Genomic DNA, 19,631 nt, shown 5'->3' with positions numbered 1-19,631 from the left:
CCCCGCGCTCCGGGGCACTTTCGCGGAATCCCCATCCCTCCCGGTCACGTGATCGGCACACTGGGTGCATGAACAATCACCATCAGGCACTGTCGGATCACCTCGTCATCAACGTGCAGCGCCGGGAGGACCCGGTGTCCATGGTCACCGAGGCGGACGCGTTCGCCTCGTCCCGGACGTACTCGAACGTCGTCATCCGGGGCCCGCTCTTCGGCGTCGCCGAGCAGCGCCGGGGCGAGCGGCCGCGGTGGAGGCTGATCACCGACATGGAGTCCGGCTATCCGCAGGACGTCCGTGACGAGTTGAACAGCTACCTCTGGTTCAAGGCCAGGGACGAGACGGACGATCCCCGTGAGCGGCGTGCCCTGCTCGACGCGGTCCGCCGGCTGGAGACCGAGCGGGTCAACGACCTGACCGTGGGCGACACCCGCTACCGGATCGTGCGCGCCGACGAGTTCGCCCGGATCGGTGAGAGCGGCATGGAGCCGCCCCGGGCCACCGACGTCGACTCGGACGGCTGGGACCTCGAACTTGATACACCCTCGACCACCAAGGGCTTCGTCATCGACCACGCGGCGGCGGTGGGGCTGACCGAGGGGCTCGACCGGATGGGCCTCGTCCCGCTCGCGTACACCTCCCAGCGCTTCCCGGCCGATGTGCTGGCGGACTCGCGGCGTGCGCTGCGGACCCACCCCGGGCTGGTGCTGCTGCCGGTCGCCTTCCGGGTGATGGAGCGCAAGGAACACGCCTGGTCGTTGGTGTCGTCCCAGCACCCCACCCCGCAGGACGCGCGGCGCTCGCTGGTCTACCACCTGACGAAGTTCCTGCCGATGTTCAAGCAGATCGACGAGGACGAGGCGGCCATCTACGCCCGGGCCGCCGAGGCGTTCAGCAAGCGTCGGCGCCCCAACGAGCTGGAGGTGCGCGGGCGGCGCTTCGAGATCATTCGGGTCGAACGGATGATGCGGATCGGCCCCGCCGGTCCGGAGGGCCCGCGGAAGTCGGACGTCGAGATCCACGACCCCATGCGGATGCACCCCGTGATGGATGAGTGGGGCAACATCACCCCCGAGTCGTAGGCGACGCGGGTCCGGACCGGGGTCGGCGTGAAGGCGGAGGCGCCGCTCCCCAGGAAGGGGAACGGCGCCTCGGATCGGTACAGGGTCGGCGGCCCGGGTCAGCAGGCCTTGAGAGCCCCGGAGTTGGTCAGGTTGCCGTCGTAGATCCAGCCGTTGATCTGCGTGCCGTCGATGCGCGCGTGGGTCCAGGTGTTGCCCGCGGAGTTCACCACGTAGCAGTGGTAGTAGAGCTTGGCGGAGTAGACGGTGGCGGTGGTGGGGCAGTCGGCGCTCGGGCCGGTGCGCAGCGGCGCGGAACTGCCGGACACGTATCCGTAGCCGGCGTCCTTGTTGGACCACGCCGGGTGCGTGCACGCGCTTGCGCCGGTGGTGGCCGCGCCCGCGGCCGGGGCGGAGACGATGGCCGCCGAGGCGACCAGGAACGGAAGGGCCAGCGAGGTCCAGAGCTTCGTTCTCTTCACGTTCTTCCTGTTCGTCGTGCACCCGACCTGCCGGAGGGGTGCGCTTCCAGGTACAGGCAGAAACTATGTGCGACCCACAGCCTCTTGGCAGGCGCGTATCGGACACCTGGTTTTCGGGCGTCGAACGCGACGTGAATTCGCACAACTTTTCTATGCTCAAGGTTGCGTGCTGCACGACTTGGTGAACGCTTGGTGAATCATTGACTTGAATCGCATGCATTTCAGCCAAATGCCGGTGCCTGTATGGGCGGCCAGGCCCGAAACCGGATGGCTGGAAGGTGGTGGTTTCAGAGAGGGTGTCCGGCATGTGCCAAGGGGAGTGGGCACGTGCAAGGGCCGGGTGGCTCCTGGGTTTCCAGGAGTCACCCGGCCCTTCGTCCTGCCTTCGAACTGCTGCCTGCAGTACGGCGTTTGGCACATTCCCGGACTCTCGGCCCCGCACTCTGGAGGCAGGCCCTCGCCCGGTCGTCGTCAGCGGCCGGAGACGGTGACCGTCTCGTCGTTCCTGAGCTGGTCCACCAGCTGCTTGACCTTGGCCTTGTCCCAGTCCACGTTCCCGTTGCTGAAGCCCGCGACCGGCATGTTCATCGACTTTCCGTCGCCGCCCGTGACGCCCTTCATGGCGAAGAACATCTGGCCCAGGGACCAGAGCGACATGTCCTTGTCCACGATCAGGGTGTCCAGCCCGGCACCCATCGTCGGGTACAGCTTGAACGGGTTGAGGATCGTGGACGGCGTCGCCGTCTGGCTCGCCAGCGCCGCGAGGAACTTCTGCTGGTTCTTCGTACGGGCCAGGTCGGCCTCGGCGAAGGCGTACCGGGTGCGGACGAAGGCCAGCGACTGCTCGCCGTTCAGCGTCTGCTTGCCCGCCTGGAAGTCGGCGCCGGACTTCTTGTCCTTGAACGCCTTGGGGATGTCCAGCTCCACCCCGCCGATCGCGTCCACGATCTTGGCGAAGCCGCCGAAGCCGATCTCGACGTAGTGGTCGATGCGCAGCCCGGTGTTGAACTCGACCGTGCGGACGAGGAGTTCGGGGCCGTCCATGGCGTACGCGGCGTTCAGCTTGGTGAAGCGGCCGCGGGCCGGGTAGAGCTTGCCGGACTCGGAACCCTTGAACGAGGGGATCTCGACGTTCGAGTCGCGCGGCAGCGAGACGAGCGTCGGCCCGTTCGCCCCGTCGTGCAGGATCATCATCGAGTCGGTCCGCTTGCCCGCCGCGGAGCCGGTGTGCAGCCGCTTCTTGTCGTCGGACGTCATGCCCTCGCGGCTGTCGGAACCGACGATCAGGTAGTTGGTGCCCTTGCCGCTCTCCGGCCGCTCGATGACCTTGGAGAGGTCCACCTCGCGCCTGAGCTTGGAATCGGCCCAGAAGTAGGTGCCTATGGAGACCGCGAGGACCACGATCACCAGGGAGAGCGCGCCTATCTTGATCCGGCGGCGCCAGTCCGGCGCCGAACGGCCCTGCGGGGTGTGACCGCCGCCGGGTCCGCCGCCGTGGCCGCCGCCCCGGCCGCCACCGCCGTAGACCTGGCCCGTGTTGTAACCGCTGTCGTACCCGGTGTTCTCGTCGGGGCCGCCGTACGGGGACGGCTCCGCCCGGCGCTGCCGGGGCGGCCCGGCCGGGCGCGGCGGGGCCGGCCGCTGCTGGGGCGGGGTGGCGGGGCGCTGAACGTGCCGCATCACGCGGGCACCCTCGGGCCGCTCGCCGGCGCTGCCCTGCCCGTAGCGGTTACCGCCGCGGTTGTCGTCGGACCATCCCTCGGGCCAATCGTTCATACGGAACAGTGTGCAGGCCCGAGGCGTCCCTCTTACAGGGGGAGCGGGAAATCGGACCGGGGCTGTTGCGAAGCTGATGCATTGCGCCCGGGCCGAAGCACCCCGCATAAGGTGGACTGTATGACAGATCAGGCCCCGCGCCCGGAGGGCGACATCCCGGGCAAGCCCACCGCCGCCTCCCGGACCACCCTCAGCCACATCATGACCGGCAACGACACCAACCTGCTGGGCACGGTGCACGGCGGCGTGATCATGAAACTGGTCGACGACGCGGCGGGCGCCGTGGCCGGACGGCACTCCGGCGGCCCCGCCGTGACGGCCTCCATGGACGAGATGGTCTTCCTGGAGCCGGTCCGGGTCGGCGACCTGGTCCACGTCCGCGCCCAGGTGAACTGGACGGGCCGCTCCTCGATGGAGGTCGGCGTCCGGGTCATGGCCGAGCGCTGGAACGAATCCACCCCGGCCCAGCAGGTCGGCAGCGCCTACCTGGTCTTCGCCGCGGTCGACGCGGACGGCAGGCCGCGCCCCGTGCCGCAGGTGATCCCCGAGACGGAGCGCGACCGGCGGCGCTACCAGGAGGCGCAGATCCGGCGCACCCACCGGCTGGCCCGCCGCCGCGCGATCAAGGAGCTGCGGGAGAAGCGCGCCGCGGACGGGATCGAGGACTGAGACCTCGGCCGTTCCGTCACGGGCAGACCACCTGGTCGCCCGAGACGGCGCCGTACGGGCCGCTCTCCGGGTCCTCGGCCCGCACCCGTCGCACCTCGCCGAAGTCCCTCCCGGCCGTCACCCGGATCGTCGGCCCCTGCCCCTTCACCGGGTGCAGCCGCGCCCCCGGCAGCGCCACCGCCAGCGACTTCGCGGACCGGTCCCAGCGCGGGTCGTACGTGACCAGGGTCTGTTCCAGGTCGTGCGCGTCCCCGTTCAGCGGGGCGCGGGTGGTGTCGAAGCCGGTGGCGCGCAGCGCGTCGTCGGCCTTCTGCCCGAGGCCGTCCCTCGGCGTCCCGTTGTAGACCTGGATCCGGATCAGTTTCGGGTCCACGTCGACGGGCAGCGCCCGCGGTCCGGCGGGGCGGGCGGGGGCGAGGGGCTCGTCCTCGCGCAGCGCCCGGAAGAGCTTCCTGGACTTCGCCGGGTCCCAGGTGACCGTCGAGCCGATGCCCTTCACCGGGTGCGAGGGGTTCCCCACCGGTACGGAGGTGAACTCCGACGACGAGGGGGAGAAGCCCTGCATCGCCCGGCCCAGCTCCAGCATCTGCTCCGCCCCGAACCCCTCGTCGGCCCGGACCGAGCCCAGCACCGTGGAGACGACGTCCCGGAGCCTCACCGGGTTCAGCAGCACCCCGCTCCCGGTCGCCCGCTCGATCAGTGCGGCGAGGAACTTCTGCTGGCGCTGCATCCGGCCCAGGTCGGCGGCGCCGTCGATGTGCCGGGAGCGTACGTACTGGAGGGCCTGCCCGCCGTTCAGGTCGTGCGGGCCCGCGGCCAGGTCCAGGCCGGTGTACGCGTCCTTCAGCGGCCGGGGCGTGCAGATCCGTACCCCGCCCAGGGTGTCGACCGTCCGCATGAAGCTGGTGAAGTCGACCTCCAGATAGTGGTCGATCTTGATGCCCGTCATGTTCTCGACGGTCCGCAGGGTCAGGTTCGGGCCGCCCTCGGCGTAGGCCGCGTTCAGCTTCATCGGGCGGGCGGGGTGCGGTGCGCCGGTGTCCGGGGCCCGGTGCGCGGGGACCTCGGCGTAGCTGTCCCGGGGCAGTGAGACGACGCTGGCGCGCTTCTTGTCGGCCGACAGATGGACCAGCATGACCGTGTCGGTGCAGTGGCAGGGCGCGCCGCCCAGCCGGTACCTCCGCTTCTCCTGCGGGGTGATCCGGTCGCGGCCGTCGGTGCCGACGAGCAGCAGATTGGTGCCGACGCCCGCGCTCGGCCGGTTCTTCATGTCCTTGAACGGGTCGACCCGGTCGATCCCGGTGTCCAGGCCGGACACCACCGCGTGGCCGACCCCGCCGGCCCCGAGGACCAGCACCGAGAGCCCGGTCACCAGCCGCGCGCCCCAGCGCGGCCGCTCGTCCTGTCTTCTGGACCGCAGACGCGGCGGGACCCCGCGGGAGCTCGACGGGCCCAGGGAGCGGTGCGGTACGGGCACGGGTACCTCCAGGGTGCGAGGGAGAGGGACCGTCCGTACGGTAGGCCAATATGATCTTTTATCCGCCATATCGCTCAGCGGGACGCGCCGGTGTCCCCCGTTCGCGCCAACGCGGCGGCCGGATCCCGGCGCGGGGCGGGCGTCTCCCCGGGAACGTTGCCGGAACGGCCGAAGGGGCCCTCCGGTGTTCCGGGGGCCCCTTCGGTGCCTCGCGAGCGGGTGGCCGGGCTGCCGGGTGACCTGGCGGCTACCAGGTGAAGCCCGGCTGGATGTCCATGCAGGCCGACTCGTCACTGCCGTTGAGAGCCCGCGCGGTGTCCGGGGTCTTCTCCTCTGCGGGGGGCGCCTTGTACTCCCCGTCCTCCCGCCAGTCGGAGCCCACGGTCAGCGTGATGCCGGAGACGTCGGTCGACTTCCGCACCGCGCTCAGCGGGATGCCGAGCGCCTTGGCGACCGCCTGGGCGTTGCCCTTCATGTCCACGCTGGGATACGCCACCGTGGTCCGGTCCGACGCCTCGGTGTTCGCGGTGTCGAGCGAGGACTGGGTGAAGCCCTTCCCGGCCAGCAGCCCCTGGACCGCCGTCGCCCGGCCCTTGACCGGGTACTCGGTCTCGGTACGGGTGCCGTTGCGGATGGTCACCGGCGTCTCGGCCGGGGTCGAGGTGGGCTTCTCGGCGACCGGGGGCTTCTTTTTCTTCTTGGACGCCTTGCCGTCGAGCGGGATGTCGTCGCGGACCATCTGGAAGAGCCGCTCGGCGTCACCAGCCTTGGGCAGGACCCGGCCCTCCAGGCTCCCCGTCCCGTAGACGTTCGGCATCGTCGTCATGGTGATGCGGCTGGTGGGAGCCTTCTTCAGCTCCTCCGCGAGGTCGTACAGCTTCTTGACCGTGTCGAGGCCCTTGTCGACGGTCAGTGCGTCGGTCGCCGCGTCCGCCAGGTCCATCAGCTTGCCGGGGTCGGTGAGCTTGGTGCCCTTGCGCAGTTCGCGGACCATCGAGTTCATGTACATGTGCTGGGCGTGGGTGCGGCCGAGGTCGGTGCCGTCCTCGAAGCCGTAACGGGTGCGCAGCCACTGCAGGGCCTGCTTGCCCTGGACCTTCGTGGTGCCCTTCCGCAGCTTGAGCCCGGAGCCCTTGCCCGCGCTGGTGTGCGAGTAGACGTTCTGCTTGACGCAGACCGGGACGCCGCCGATCGCGTCGGCCATCGAGACCACCCCGGAGAAGTCGATCATCATGAAGTGGTCGATGGTGATGCCGGTCAGCTCGTACCAGGTGGCGACCGAGCAGCCCGGCCCCCCGCGCATCAGCGTCTCGTTGGTCATCTTGAGGCCGATGCTCGCGGGGTAGACCTTCTTCGTCTCCGGGTCGGTGCACTTGGGGATCTTCAGCATGGTGTCGCGCGGCATGCTGATCACCGACATGTTGGAGCGGTCGGCGGAGAGATGGAGCAGCATCTGCACATCGGCCAGGGGCGGTGCCCCGAAGGTGTCCTTGGCCCCGCCGAGCTTCTGGTTCTCCTTGTCGTCCCGCGCGTCCGAGCCCAGGAGCAGGATGTTCAGCGGGGTCTGACCGGCGGAGTTGGCCTTGTGGTCGGCCATCTTCTTGTCGCCGAGGGTCAGATCGGCCTTCTTGATGTTGCTGTTGAGGTGCTCGTAGTAGAGGTATCCGGCCCCCGCGCCGCCGAGTATGAGCAGCGCCAGGACCGAGGCGCTCCAGCGCAGCACCTTGCGCTTGCCGCTCCTGCCGCGCCGCTTGCGGCCGCCACCGCGCCGGTGGCCGCCGTCCGCCCCGGCCTTCGGCCGCTCCCCGTCGCCGGAGTCGGCCCCCTGCTCCGGCCCGTCCTCGTACAGCCCGTCGTCCCAGCCGAGTTGTTCGGCGCGACGGACGCGTGGTCGCGTCCCCTCCCCGGGCGTGCTGCTCCGTCCCACCGGGACCCCCCTGCTGCTCAGTTTCGTGGTTCGGCGCGGTGACCCGGTGTCACTTGGCGCACACTGCCTTGTCGGCGTTGGCTTGCTGGATGTCTTCCGGCGCCTTGGTCGGACCGGTGATGGGCGTGCCCGCCGCCTTGAAGTCCTTCCCGAGGGTCAGGACCATCGCCTGGAGCCCCTCGGCGTCCTCGGTGCCCGGCTTCATGGCCGAGCCGGGCAGGCCCATCATGGCGGCCAGCGCCCGGGCCTGGTCCGCCTGGTTGGGGGCGTACTCCAACGTCGTCTTGTCGATCTTCGACGGGGCGTTGGACTTGTTCGTGGACTTGAGGACGCCCTGCTCGTTCTGGAGCCAGGTGACCGTCGCCTGCGCCCCCCCGGGGACCTCGCCGCCGTTGTACACATCGACGCGGACGTCGGCCGCGGCCGCCTTGGTTCCCTTGAGGAGCTTGTCCTGCTTGCTCTTCGCGGCCTTCTTCTTCGACTTCACCTCGGTGAGCGAGGTGTCGTCGCGCATCATGGCGAACAGCGCGTCCGCCTTGGGCGGGTTGAGTACGACGGTCGCCTTGACCTTCTCCGCCGGGTTGTCGAGCACCGGCACGGTGGTGAAGGTGATGTTCTTGGTGTTGACCTTGCCGATCTCCTGGGCCAGCGAGGACAGCTTCTTCACCGAACCGATGCCCGAGTCCACGGTGAGCGCGTTGACCACCGCGTCCGCCAGCTTGTACAGCTTGGTCGGGCTGGTCAGGGTGTCGTCCGACTGCATCTGCCGGATCATCGACGCGACGAACTGCTGCTGGATCTGGATCCGGTCCAGGTCGCCCCGGTTGCCGAAGCTGTGCCGGGTCCGGACGAACGCCAAAGCGTCCTCGCCCTGGATGCGGTGCTCACCGGCCGGCAGGTTCAGATGGGAGTCCGGGTCGTTGACCGCCTTCGCCAGGCAGATCTGGACCCCGCCGACCGCCGTGGACAGCTCCTTCACCGCGTTGAAGTCGACCATCATGAAGTGGTCGACCTTCAGGCCGGTTATCGCCTTGACGGTGTCCATGGTGCAGCCCGGGCCCCGGCCCTCCTGGCCGAGGCTCTCGTTGAAGCGGACGCCCTGGCTGCCGGGGACCAGCTTCTCCGAGCCGTCCTCCTGCGGGACCTTGCAGTCGGGGATGTCGGTGATCAGGTCGCGCGGGATGCTGAGCGCCGTCGCGTTGGTGCGGTCCTCGGAGACGTGGAAGAGGATGTTGGTGTCCGCGTGGCCGATGCTGCCCTTGTCGCCGTAGCCCTCGTTGCCCTTGCCGGTCCGCTTGTCGGTACCGATGACGAGTATGTTGATCGGGGCGTCGTTGTCGAAGACGTTCTTGTTGCCGGACCCGCCGACGTCGACCGTGTTCAGGCTGCTGTTGAAGTGCTGGTAGAGCGCGTAGCCGCCCACCGACAGCCCGACGAGCACGAAGGCCGTCACACCGCCCGTCCACATCAGCGCCTTCTTGCGCCGCGCCTTGGACGCCTTGCGGGACTTGCGGGCACGCCGGGACCCCGTGGCCTCCGGGTCGGAAGCCTCCGTGCCCCGCGTCCCGTTGGCGGAGCGGCGGCGCTGGCCGGGCACCTCGCGGCCCGGGGCGCCCCGGCGGCCCTCGCGGACCGGGGAGCCGTCCTCGCCGTCGCCGGCCGGGGCACGGCGGTCGCCCCCGCCCCGCCGCCCGCCTTCTCTGTCCTGGACCGGGCCTCTGCTGTGGGGGACACGTGGGCCGGAAGTCCGGGCGGAGTCGCCCGAATCCCCTCCGGAATTATTCAGTCGCAGCTCGTAATCGCCAGTGTTCGGGTTGAGCACCCACTGGTCTGCGGGGTCGATTCCGTCCGCCCGCCCACGGCTTTGCGCATCCACGGTTGCTTGTGTCCTCCGTCGGTGCCACGCGAGGCGCCTCCCCCGATCAGGCGCTCGATCTTTCGCTCCAGAAGTGCGCGGCCAGACGGCCGGCAGCACCGGATCGCGTCACACTATCCGCCCGATTCCACGTCGAGCGACGCGCGTGACAAATTCCACGCTCCTTACAACTGGTCATACTGCTCATTACACGCCGATCACCGGCTCCCGTTTGGGAATTGCTTTACTGCTCGCACAGGTCCGCCGCCGCGTTGTTGCCCGAATACGTGGGCGTCGGAGTGGGGCCGGAAGCATCCGAAGTATCGGCCGCGGCATTGTTTTTCCCGGTGTTCTTCCCGTTGTCATGTGCGAGCTGGTCCGCCGGGACGACAGTGACCGGTTTGTCCGCGCGCAACCGCTTGAAGAGCCGTTCCGCGGCGGGCTGTACGAGTTCGTCCCGGTTTCGGTCGGCGGCGTACGGCTGCCGGGGCACGGTCAGGAACTGCACCTTGTCGGTCGGTACGTCGCGCAGGCCGCGCACCAGGTCGTACAGGTCCTTGAGGTTGTCCAGCCCGGGGTCGGTGGTCAGCGCCTTGGTGGCGGCGTCCAGCACCGGGTAGAGGCGGGTCGGGTTCAGCAGGACGCCGTCGCTCTGGACCTTGTTCACCAGCGCACCCAGGAACTGCTGCTGGCGGTCCATCCGCTCGGTGTCGCTGCCGTTGCCGATCGACTTGCGGGCCCGTACGTAGCCCAGCGCCTCCTCGCCGTCGAGCGTCTGGCGCCCGGCGGGGAGCTTCAGATGGGCGTCGGGGTCGTCCACCGGCTTCTTGAGGCAGACCTGGACGCCGTCGACCGCGTCGACCATGTCCTTGAAGCCGTTGAAGTCGATGATCATGTGGTGGTCTATCCGGATGCCGGTCAGCTTCTCGACCGTACGGATCGTGCAGGCCGCGCCGCCCCGCTCGAAGGCCCAGTTGAACTGGGCGAACATCGCCCTGGTCGTGGTGGAGTCCGCCTGGTGGCAGGCCGGGATGTCCACCATCAGGTCACGCGGCAGGGACATCGCGGTGGCACTCTTCCGGTCCGCCGCCAGGTGCAGCAGGATCGTGGTGTCCGAGCGCTGGCTGCCACCGTCGTCCCGGCCGTACGCGCGGTTCTCGCCGGCCCGGCTGTCCGAGCCGATGAGCAGGATGTTCTCCGCGTCCCGCACCACCGGTACGGGCCGCTCCCGCTCGTACACCTTGAGCTCGGCGGCGACGGAGGTGTCGGTCCGGATGTTGCCGTCGAGCTTCCGGTACAGCCAGCAGCCGACGCCCGCCGCGACCAGGACGACGAACGAGGCGCCCAGCGCGGTCCAGCGCAGCCAGTGGCGGCGGGGGCGGGGCGCGGCGACGGCGGTGACGGGGAGGGGATCGGGTCCGCTCTCCGGCGAGCCGTTCCCCGGGGCGGGCCCGGGGCCGTCCGGGGAGCCGTTCCCGGAGCTGTCCTTGGGGGCGCTCCCGGAGTCGGCCCCCGGGGTGTCCGTGGAGCCGCTTGCGGAGTCGTTCCCGGGGTGCGGCCCGCCCCCGCCCGCCGCCGGTTCGTCCGGCGGCCCGGCGCTTTCGCTCACGTTGCGTCCATCCTTCACGTTCGGCGGCACCTCGGGCCGCCGGTCGCACAAGTAGACGGATGAACTTCACGCTTGGTTGTGCCCCCGATGGCCCGTAGCGCCGATCATGTACCGGAGTTGACGCACAGCCACCGGGGCTCGACCCGGTGTGGGCCGGACGAGTGGCCCCCGGGAGCGTTTGTCATACCGCGGTGGCGGTGGCCCGTTCGCTCGCCACGCGCTTCGCCAGCCCGTCCGCGTCCAGCCGGTCCAGATGGCGGCAGAGGATCACGGACCCCCCGGCGGCCAGCGGCGCGTACAGCCCCGCGGCCAGCCCCGCCCAGGAATCGTACGAACCGCCCGTGAGCAGCCGCGATCCGGCGGACAGGCCCAGCGCCGCCGCCTCCTCGCGGGCCCGCGCCACCAGCTGTACGGACGTCAGCTCCGTGCCGTCCACCACCAGCGCCGGGGCGTTCGGGTCCACCGGGGCGAACGGGGCGAAGCGGTCGCCCTGGCCGGGCACCTCGACCGCGTAGTCCGCGAACCCCTCGGGCGGCTGCGGGAACCGGCCGCCCAGCGGACGGAGCGCCAGGGCGACCCGCTCGCCGGAGCAGGCGCGCGCCGCCTCCAGCCCCTCCGGCCCGCTGACGACGAGATCGGCGCCGGCCGGATCGCCCCCGACTTCGGCGACCACCCCGACCGAGGAGCAGGCGAGCAGCCAGACCGCGGTCTGCCAGTGCGCGGGCAGCAGCAGCGCGAGCCGGTCACCGGGCTCGGCGGCCAGGTCGCCCTGGAGGAGATTGGCGGTCTTGGCCACCCAATTGGCGAAGGTGGCCACGGACAGTTCGACGCGTTCCCCGGTGGCGTCGTCGTAGAAGGTGACCAGGGGGCGGGCCGGATCCGCGGCGAGCGCGGAACGCAGCAGGTCGGCAGGGGTGCGGTCGGTGGCGTTCATCCGCGCAAGCGTACGCGGCGAGGGGTGCCCCCACGGGCGGAAACGGCCGTTCCGGACGCCGTCGGAACCGAGGGGCCGTCAGGTCCGGGCCCCGGTCCAGGTAGCCGGACTTGCCGAGTATGGCCAGGATTGTTCGCATGCGTGCCTTCCTTGCATCCTCGATCGGTGTCGCCTGCGCGGCCGTTCTCGCCCTTCCGTCGGCCGTGCCCGCGGGCGCCGCCCCCGCCTCCGCTCACCGCACCGCCTCCGTGGCGCCGGCCGGATCCGTCGATGTGCCGGGCTCCACACAGTCCCTGGCGCTGCGGGCCCTGCCGCTGCCGTCCGACCGGGTCGACCACCGGACCACCCCCGAACAGGGCCTGCTCGACCGCGAGGTCCACCCCTTCTCCATGCTCGGCGTCGTCTGGAACGACGCGGACGCCGAACTCCACGGCACCGTCCAGGTCCGCACCCGCGCCACCGGCACCGGCACCTGGTCGCGCTGGCAGGACCTGGAGACCCACAACGCCGAACACTCCGCCGACCCCGACACCGCCGAACGCCGGTCCCGCGGCGTCCGGGGCTCCACCGCCCCGCTCTGGGTCGGCGACTCGGACGCCGTGTCGGTCCGGGTACGCCCCGAGGCCCCGGACCCGCAGGACCGGACCGGCACCGCCAGACCGCTGCCCGGCGGGCTGCACCTCGAACTCGTCGACCCCGGCAAGGACCCGAAGTCCCCCGGAAGCGGTACGACGACGGCCGGGCGCACCGGACAGTCCGGGCCGGCGGCGCGGAACGTGCCGGGCGGCATGCTCCCCGCCCTGAACAAGTCCGCCTCCGAAGCACTGGGCGAGGCGGAGGCCGGTCTCGCCCGGGGCGCCCGCCCGTACATCGGGCCCCGCCCCGGCATCGTCACCCGCAAGGGCTGGGGCGCCGACGAGAAGCTCCGGGAACGGACCTTCGTCTACACCAGCACCGTCAAGGCCGCCTTCATCCACCACAGCGCCACCGGCAACAACTACACCTGCGCCCAGGCCCCCGCCGTACTGCGCGGCATCTACCGCTACCACGTCAAGAGCAGCGGCTGGCGCGACATCGGCTACAACTTCGCCGTCGACAAGTGCGGAAACATCTACGAAGGACGGGCAGGAGGCGTGACCAAGGCCGTGCTCGGAGCACACACCCTCGGCTTCAACAGCAACACCATGGGCATCGCGGTGCTCGGCACCTTCACCGACTCCACCCCGCCGTCCGCCGCCGTCAACGCCGTCGCGAAGCTCACCGCCTGGAAGCTCGGCCTGTTCGGCGTCAACCCGAAGGGCAAGGTCACCCTCGTCTCCGGCGGCAGCAACAAGTACAAGAAGGGGGCGAAGGTCAGCCTCAACGTCATCTCCGGCCACCGGGACGGCTATGTGACCGAATGCCCCGGAGCCCGCCTCTACAACAAGCTCGGCTCGGCCCGCAGCAGTTCGGCCCAGATGCAGGGCCGCTGACCCGGGGCCACCGCGACCGCCCGGGGCCGTCACCGACCGCGCTGCATACACTGGCCAGCCGAAATCCCGGCCGGGACCCCAGCAGGAAGCAGAGTCAGCGCGGTGACAGAGGCAAAAGAAGCGATCCTCCTGGTCGGCGGGAAGGGGACCCGGCTGCGCCCGCTCACGGTGCACACGCCCAAACCCATGGTCCCGGCGGCGGGCGTGCCCTTCCTCTCGCACCAGCTGGCGCGCGCCCGCGCCGCCGGGGTCGAGCACATCGTGCTCGCGACGTCGTACCTGGCGGAGGTCTTCGAGCCGTACTTCGGCGACGGCTCCGGACTCGGCCTCCACATCGAGTACGTCACCGAGCTCGAACCGCTCGGCACCGGCGGGGCGATACGCAACGCCGCGTCCCGGCTGACCGCCGCCCCGGACGAACCGGTGCTCGTCTTCAACGGCGACATCCTCACCGGCCTGGACATCCGGGCCCTGGCCGCCACGCACACCGCCTCCAAGGCCGACGTCTCCCTCCACCTCACCCGGGTCGAGGACCCGCGCGCCTTCGGCCTCGTCCCGACGGACGACGACGGCCGGGTCACCGCGTTCCTGGAGAAGCCGGAGACCCCCGAACAGATCGTCACCGACCAGATCAACGCCGGGGCGTACGTCTTCCGGCGCTCGGTCATCGACACCGTCCCGGCCGGCCGCCCGGTCTCCGTCGAACGGGAGACCTTCCCCGGACTGCTCACCGCCGGGGCCCACCTCCAGGGCATGGTCGACTCCACGTACTGGCTGGACCTCGGCACCCCGCAGGCATTCGTCCGCGGCTCCGCCGACCTGGTCCTGGGGCGCGCCCCGTCCCCGGCCGTCCCGGGCCGGTGCGGCGACCGGCTCGTCCTGCCGGACGCCTCCGTCGCCCCCGACGCCAAGATCGGCGGCGGCTCGGTGATCGGGGAGGGCGCACTGGTCGGCGCGGGGGCCCGGATCGACGGCTCGGCGATCCTGGCCGGAGCGGTCGTCGGACCCGGCGCCGTGATCGAGGACTCACTGGTCGGAGCCGGTGCCCGGATCGGCGAGCGGACGGTGCTCAGCGGCGCGGTCGTCGGGGACGGCGCCCGGATCGGCGCCGACAACGAACTGCGCGACGGCATCCGCGTCTGGTGCGGGGCGGTCCTCCCGGACGGGGCGGTGCGCTTCTCCTCGGACCAGTAGGAACGGAAACGGGGCCCGCCGGGCTTACCCTCGACGGGCAGGCCCCGTCACCGACGACCCGGCCGGGAGCCGACCGCCGGGAGCCGGTGGCCGGCGGCCGGGCGCGGCGACCGGGAGCCGGCCACCGAGAACCGACGACCGAGAACCGACCCCTGAGGACCCCGACCCGTGGCAGGACGATTCGCCCCCCGCGGCACGCCGCGCTCCGCCGTTCCGCGCCGGACGGGGACGGCGGCGGCCCCGGTGGCGGACGCCCTCACCCGCGACTGGACCCCGCCCGGCCCGCTCGACCTGCGCCTCGTCCTCGGCCCGCTGCGCCGGGGCCCCGCCGACCCCACCTACCGGATGACCGGCGACGGCACGTTCTGGCGGGCCAGCCGCACTCCCGAGGGGCCCGGCACCCTCCGCGTCGCCGACCGGGGCGGCCGGATCGAGGCGGCGGCCTGGGGCCCCGGCGGGCCCTGGCTGCTGGACCGGCTCCCGACGCTGCTCGGCGCCGACGACGACCCGGACGCCTTCCGCCCGCGCCACCGGCTGCTCGCCCTGACCCACCACCACCGCCCCGGCCTGCGCCTGCTGCGCACCGGGCTGGTGATGGAGTCGCTGATCCCGTCGATCCTGGAGCAGAAGGTCACCACGGACGAGGCGTACCGCGCCTGGCGCCACCTGGTCCGTACGCACGGCACCCCGGCACCCGGCCCCACCGGCCACGCCCCGTTCACCGCGCTGGGCCTGCACGTCATGCCGGACGCCCGCACCTGGTCCCTGATCCCGTCCTGGGAGTGGCACCGGGCGGGCGTCGACGCCAAGCGCTCCGGCACGATCCTGCGCGCCGTACGGGTGGCCCGGCGGCTGGAGGAGGCGGCGGCCATGGACTTCCCGGCGGCCGCGGCCCGGCTGGAGCTCGTCCCGGGCATCGGCCCCTGGACCTCCGCCGAGACCCTCCAGCGCTCCAACGGCGCCCCCGACGCCGTCACCGTCGGGGACATCCACCTCCCCGGCATCGTCGGCCACGCCCTCGCCGACCGCAGGGACGCCGACGACGCGGAGATGCTCGCCCTGCTCGCCCCGTACGAGGGCCAGCGCCACCGGGCCACCCGGCTCGTCCTGCTCTCCGGCCGCATCCCGCCGCGCCGCGCCCCGCGCATGTCCCGGGGCGACATCGCGCGCCTGTAGGGCGTGCCGCGGCGCACCGCGTCCCGGAACCGCCGGGCACCCGGCGGGCTTTCAGCGCACCGTCACGAAGTCCGCCACGGCCCGCTCCGGCCGGTCCGCGGCCGGGGCCGCCGGGCGCCCCACCGCCACCGCGCCGAGCGGATCCCACGACCCCGGCAGGTCCAGCACCTCGCGCACCACGTCACGGCAGAACATCGTCGAGGACACCCACGCCGAGCCGAGCCGCTCGCCCGCCAGCGCGACCAGGAAGTTCTGCACCCCGGCCCCCGCCGCGACCACGAACATCTCGCGCTCCGCGGTGTCCCGCCGCTCGTCCCCGTAGGTGTGGGAGCCGTCCATCACCAGACACGGGACCACCAGGTACGGCGCCCGGCGCAGCACATCGCCCCGCCGCACCCGCTTCGCGATCGACTCCTCGCTCTTGCCGTCCCGGCGCAGATCGGCGATCCACGCCTCCCGCATCGCGTCGAGCAGCCGGGTCCGCGACTCCTCGGACTCCAGCAGGACGAACCGCCACGGCGTCGTGTGATGCGGCGCCGGCGCCGTCACGGCCGCCGCCACGGCCCGCCGCACCGCGCCCGGGTCCACCGGATCGTCGGCGAACTCGCGGACCGTGCGCCGCAGCGTCACCGCCTCCCGCACCGCCTCCGACGTACCGAGCCGGAACATGTCGCCCTCGGCGCCCCGGACCAGCGCACTCGCCCCGGCCGAATCCGCCGGGTCCAGCACCTGCCCGAGCCCGCGCACCACCGCGACCGGCAGCCCCGCCGCCTTGCCCTTGACCAGGTCACCGGCGGCGGCCAGCTCGTCGGCGGTGGCGACCACGGTGGCGCTCAGCGGATTGCCGTACGCGTCGGTCCCGCCGCGCAGGTCGTCCAGCACCCGGACCCCGGCCGCCCCGATCGCCACGTCGGTCAGCCCGCTGCGCCACGGGCGCCCGAAGGTGTCCGTGACGACGATCCCGACCTCGACGCCGAGGGCCGCCCGCAGCCCGTCGCGGATCGCCCGCGCCGAGGCGTCCGGGTCCTCGGGGAGCAGCAGCACCGTCCCGGCCGGGGTGTTCGACGCGTCGACCCCGGCCGCGGCCATGACCAGGCCCTGCCGGTTCTCCACGATGCGCAGCGTGCCGCGCCGGGCCACCACCCGCACCGTCTCCGCGTCGATCGCCGCCTCGCGGTCGGTCGCCTCGACGATCCGGCCCTCCGCCTTGGAGACGATCTTCGACGTGACCAGCAGGACATCCCCGTCGGCCAGGTTCGGCTCGGCGACGGCGATCAGCTTCGCCAGGTCGTCCCCGGCCCGCACCTCCGGCATCCCGGGCAGTGCCCAGACCCGGTACGCGGGCACCCCGCCGTCGTCCGCCCCGGTGGTCACGCCCGGACCTCCTCGGCCAGGGCCAGCGCCTGCCGGGCCATCTCGGCCGTCGCGTCGACGTCGGTCATCATCAGCGGCACGGCGCGGCAGCGGATGCCCGCCGCCTCCACCTCGGCGACCGCCCCGGCGTCCACCGTGTCGACGAGCCAGCCGTCCAGCAGCCCGGAGCCGTAGTGCGCGGCCACGGCCGAGGCCGTCGACTCGACGCCCACCGCGGCGAGCACCTTGTCGGCCATCCCGCGCACCGGCGCGTCCCCGACGATGGGGGAGAGGCCGACGACCGGCACCCCGGCCTCGGCGATCGCCTCCCGGATCCCGGGCACGGCGAGGATCGTGCCCACCGAGACGACGGGGTTGGACGGCGGGAAGAGGATCACATCGGCCTCGGCGACGGCCTCCAGGACGCCCGGCGCGGGCTTGGCCTGCTCGGCGCCGACCGGCACGACGGCCTGCGCGTCGACCGAGGCGCGCAGCTTCACCCAGTACTCCTGGAAGTGGATCGCCCGCCGCTCGCCGTCCAGGTCGACCGCGACATGGGTCTCCACCCGGTCGTCGGACATCGGCAGCAGCCGGACGCCCGGCTTCCAGCGGGCGCAGAGCGCCTCGGTGACGGCGCTCAGCGGGTAGCCCGCGCCCAGCATCTGCGTACGGACGATGTGCGTCGCGAAGTCGCGGTCGCCGAGCCCGAACCAGTCGGGGCCCACGCCGTACGCCGCGAGCTCCTCCTTGACCTGGAAACTCTCGTCCGCACGCCCCCAGCCCTGCTCCTCGTCGATGCCGCCGCCGAGGGTGTACATCACGGTGTCGAGGTCGGGGCAGACCTTCAGCCCGAACAGATGGATGTCGTCGCCGGTGTTGCCGATCACCGTGATGTCCGCGTCGGGCGCGGCCCGCTTGAGGCCACGCAGGAAACGAGCACCACCGATACCGCCGGCCAGAACCACAATGCGCATGCGGACAGTCTGTCAGGCACCACGGACAGTCGTCGCCGCGGCACCGGACGGGCGGCCGGAGCCCGGCGGCGGGCCCCCGGGACCGGCGGGGCGACGGCGTCAGACGGCGGTCACGGCGTCGGCCGCGGCGGCGCACCGCGCGGCGTGCATCGGCATCTCGGTGAGCCCCGGGTAGTAGATGTGCAGGCTGACGGCCGGTTCGAGCGAGTCGTTGACCACCTCGTGCACATAGCCGGGGGCGAAGACCCGCTGCGCGCCGGGGGCCAGGGAGCGGGCGGCGCGCCCGGTGCGCTCGGTCAGCGTCCCGTCCAGGACGGTCAGCACGCCGGAGGACCGGCCGTGGTCGTGGCGCCCGCTGCCCTGACCGGGCACCCAGCTGAGCAGCCAGAGCTCGTAGCCCGGCCCGGTGCCGAGCCGGTGGTACCAGCGGGTGGTGGCGTCGTACCGGACCAGCGGTTCCCAGCGGGCCCGGTCGGCGGCGACGGAACGGGCGAGCCCGGCGAACTCCGCCACGGTGACGGGGTGCTCCCGGGCGGGCTGGAGAAGGTGCTGGACCTCAAGGATGTCGCCGGCGATCTGGAGGTCGCTGTCGCTGTTCATGGATGCGGTGATTCCTCGGCATGGGGGGCGTGTGCGGGGCGCGGGGCCACGGTGCCGACCGTGCGGGGAGCGCGGACGGAGGGGCTAAGCCCTGCGGGGGGTGCGGAGAGGGTGCTGCGGGAGGGGCCGGATCAGAGCCGGGGCCCCGGGGGGCATCAACAGCTGTGACAGCTGGAACAGCAACAGCGCGTCGGGGCAGCGGTGCGGAACCCACGGACGTGGGCGGCGTACATCGCGGCGGTCGCTGGCATGCGTCGAGGGTGACCGGCCGGATCGGCCGATGTCAACTCGGTGGCCGGTGTGCCGCGCGGTGGTTCACCCCGTCCGGGCGCCCGGAACGCAGAAAGGTTTATCCGGTCGGGGCGGCGGAGATGTGGCGCATCAGCCGTGCCCGGAAACCTTCCTGAGGCTCCGTGACCCGAATGTGATCTTGATCGCTTCGGTGATCGAATCGAAACATCGGGGCCGTTCGCGTCGTCTCACTGAGTGAGAAGGGGAGGGGGAGAAGGGGCAGGTGTGACAGGTGAGGTGGCATATGTCAGGTTTTTGGTTATATGCACACTTTCCGTCTAGGTGTGGTTCCGCAGGGTGAATACCCGGGCCAATAGCAGAACCTCGCTTGACTGGCCTGAAGCTACACACTTGTAATTTCACTCGTGTCGTTCGGCCGTGATCAGTATCGGCCGCATCACGGGGACGAGAGAGACAGACGAGGGGCGCACATGACCGAGCTGTTCCAGCAACTGCTGGTCGAGGACGCGGACGAGGAACTCGGCTGGCAGGAGCGCGCACTCTGCGCCCAGACCGACCCCGAGTCCTTCTTCCCCGAGAAGGGCGGATCGACCCGCGAGGCCAAGAAGGTCTGCCTCGCCTGCGAGGTCCGGTCCGAATGCCTGGAATACGCCCTCTCCAACGACGAGCGCTTCGGCATCTGGGGCGGCCTCTCGGAGCGGGAACGGCGCCGCCTGAAGAAGGCCGCGGTGTGAGCCGCCCCGAGGGCCCCACCGGCTCCACACGCCCCACGAACGGAGCGGTGCGGGCCGCCGCACGGGCTTCCTGAACCCGAGGAAGGCCG

Annotated in this window: 16 protein-coding genes; 6 read left to right on the top strand and 10 right to left on the bottom strand. The window is 71.6% G+C overall.

The annotated features are described in order from the left end of the window. Positions 1-68: 68 nt before the first annotated feature. Positions 69-1,079: a DUF5954 family protein gene (locus ACWC97_RS29910; protein ID WP_450652671.1), complete on the top strand. Its 1,011-nt coding sequence runs from the start codon at positions 69-71 to the stop codon at positions 1,077-1,079. 98 nt (positions 1,080-1,177) lie between these two features. Here the strand turns inward: ACWC97_RS29910 and ACWC97_RS29905 are convergent, their stop codons facing one another. Both ACWC97_RS29905 and ACWC97_RS29900 read right to left on the bottom strand, forming a co-directional pair. Next, the gene (locus tag ACWC97_RS29905; protein ID WP_352277019.1) at positions 1,178-1,540 is read right to left on the bottom strand and encodes an SH3 domain-containing protein; all 363 of its coding nucleotides are present in this window, start codon (positions 1,538-1,540) and stop codon (positions 1,178-1,180) included. 471 nt (positions 1,541-2,011) lie between these two features. Continuing rightward, the gene (locus ACWC97_RS29900; protein ID WP_450652668.1) at positions 2,012-3,316 is read right to left on the bottom strand and encodes an LCP family protein; all 1,305 of its coding nucleotides are present in this window, start codon (positions 3,314-3,316) and stop codon (positions 2,012-2,014) included. A gap of 120 nt (positions 3,317-3,436) precedes the next feature. Between ACWC97_RS29900 and ACWC97_RS29895 the strand changes: the two genes are divergently transcribed. Beyond that, the gene (locus ACWC97_RS29895) at positions 3,437-3,985 is read left to right on the top strand and encodes an acyl-CoA thioesterase (RefSeq protein WP_352277022.1); all 549 of its coding nucleotides are present in this window, start codon (positions 3,437-3,439) and stop codon (positions 3,983-3,985) included. Positions 3,986-4,001: 16 nt separating this feature from the next. Here the strand turns inward: ACWC97_RS29895 and ACWC97_RS29890 are convergent, their stop codons facing one another. The 5 genes from ACWC97_RS29890 to ACWC97_RS29870 all read right to left on the bottom strand — a co-directional run bounded on the left by ACWC97_RS29890 (position 4,002) and on the right by ACWC97_RS29870 (position 11,787). Further along, on the bottom strand, positions 4,002-5,531 hold the full coding sequence (locus tag ACWC97_RS29890) for an LCP family protein (protein WP_450652666.1): 1,530 nt from the start codon (positions 5,529-5,531) through the stop codon (positions 4,002-4,004). Between the two features lie 178 nt (positions 5,532-5,709). Next, a complete protein-coding gene (locus tag ACWC97_RS29885) occupies positions 5,710-7,389 on the bottom strand; it encodes an LCP family protein (RefSeq protein ID WP_352277025.1) in 1,680 nt (559 codons plus the stop codon). A 49-nt stretch (positions 7,390-7,438) separates the two neighbouring features. Continuing rightward, the gene (locus ACWC97_RS29880; protein WP_352277027.1) at positions 7,439-9,265 is read right to left on the bottom strand and encodes an LCP family protein; all 1,827 of its coding nucleotides are present in this window, start codon (positions 9,263-9,265) and stop codon (positions 7,439-7,441) included. 223 nt (positions 9,266-9,488) lie between these two features. Next, complete coding sequence (locus ACWC97_RS29875; RefSeq protein WP_385206468.1) at positions 9,489-10,853, bottom strand: LCP family protein; 1,365 nt, start codon at positions 10,851-10,853, stop codon at positions 9,489-9,491. Between the two features lie 181 nt (positions 10,854-11,034). Next, a complete protein-coding gene (locus ACWC97_RS29870) occupies positions 11,035-11,787 on the bottom strand; it encodes a TIGR03089 family protein (protein WP_450652664.1) in 753 nt (250 codons plus the stop codon). Between the two features lie 137 nt (positions 11,788-11,924). On the opposite strand from ACWC97_RS29870, the gene ACWC97_RS29865 reads away from it, so the two are divergent. The 3 genes from ACWC97_RS29865 to ACWC97_RS29855 all read left to right on the top strand — a co-directional run bounded on the left by ACWC97_RS29865 (position 11,925) and on the right by ACWC97_RS29855 (position 15,629). Continuing rightward, positions 11,925-13,259 carry a peptidoglycan recognition protein family protein gene (locus ACWC97_RS29865; RefSeq protein ID WP_352277030.1) on the top strand — a complete coding sequence of 445 codons (1,335 nt, stop codon included), beginning with the start codon at positions 11,925-11,927 and terminating at the stop codon, positions 13,257-13,259. Between the two features lie 102 nt (positions 13,260-13,361). Next, the gene (locus tag ACWC97_RS29860; protein WP_352277032.1) at positions 13,362-14,453 is read left to right on the top strand and encodes a mannose-1-phosphate guanylyltransferase; all 1,092 of its coding nucleotides are present in this window, start codon (positions 13,362-13,364) and stop codon (positions 14,451-14,453) included. Between the two features lie 168 nt (positions 14,454-14,621). After that, a complete protein-coding gene (locus tag ACWC97_RS29855; RefSeq protein WP_450652661.1) occupies positions 14,622-15,629 on the top strand; it encodes a DNA-3-methyladenine glycosylase family protein in 1,008 nt (335 codons plus the stop codon). Between the two features lie 51 nt (positions 15,630-15,680). On the opposite strand, the gene ACWC97_RS29850 is transcribed toward ACWC97_RS29855, so the two are convergent. The 3 genes from ACWC97_RS29850 to ACWC97_RS29840 all read right to left on the bottom strand — a co-directional run bounded on the left by ACWC97_RS29850 (position 15,681) and on the right by ACWC97_RS29840 (position 18,556). Continuing rightward, complete coding sequence (locus tag ACWC97_RS29850; RefSeq protein ID WP_352277036.1) at positions 15,681-17,003, bottom strand: coenzyme F420-0:L-glutamate ligase; 1,323 nt, start codon at positions 17,001-17,003, stop codon at positions 15,681-15,683. Further along, a complete protein-coding gene (cofD, locus tag ACWC97_RS29845) occupies positions 17,000-17,956 on the bottom strand; it encodes a 2-phospho-L-lactate transferase (RefSeq protein ID WP_352277038.1) in 957 nt (318 codons plus the stop codon). The genes ACWC97_RS29850 and cofD overlap by 4 nt, the downstream gene beginning before the upstream one ends. Positions 17,957-18,055: 99 nt before the next feature. Then, positions 18,056-18,556: a cysteine dioxygenase gene (locus ACWC97_RS29840; protein ID WP_352277040.1), complete on the bottom strand. Its 501-nt coding sequence runs from the start codon at positions 18,554-18,556 to the stop codon at positions 18,056-18,058. Positions 18,557-19,278: 722 nt separating this feature from the next. On the opposite strand from ACWC97_RS29840, the gene ACWC97_RS29835 reads away from it, so the two are divergent. Then, on the top strand, positions 19,279-19,542 hold the full coding sequence (locus ACWC97_RS29835; RefSeq protein ID WP_030927001.1) for a WhiB family transcriptional regulator: 264 nt from the start codon (positions 19,279-19,281) through the stop codon (positions 19,540-19,542). Positions 19,543-19,631: the final 89 nt, after the last annotated feature.

Source organism: Streptomyces sp. NPDC001108, from assembly GCF_053598535.1.
The sequence above is the reverse complement of the archived record's forward strand: the minus strand, read 5'-3'. Positions and strand labels throughout refer to the sequence as shown.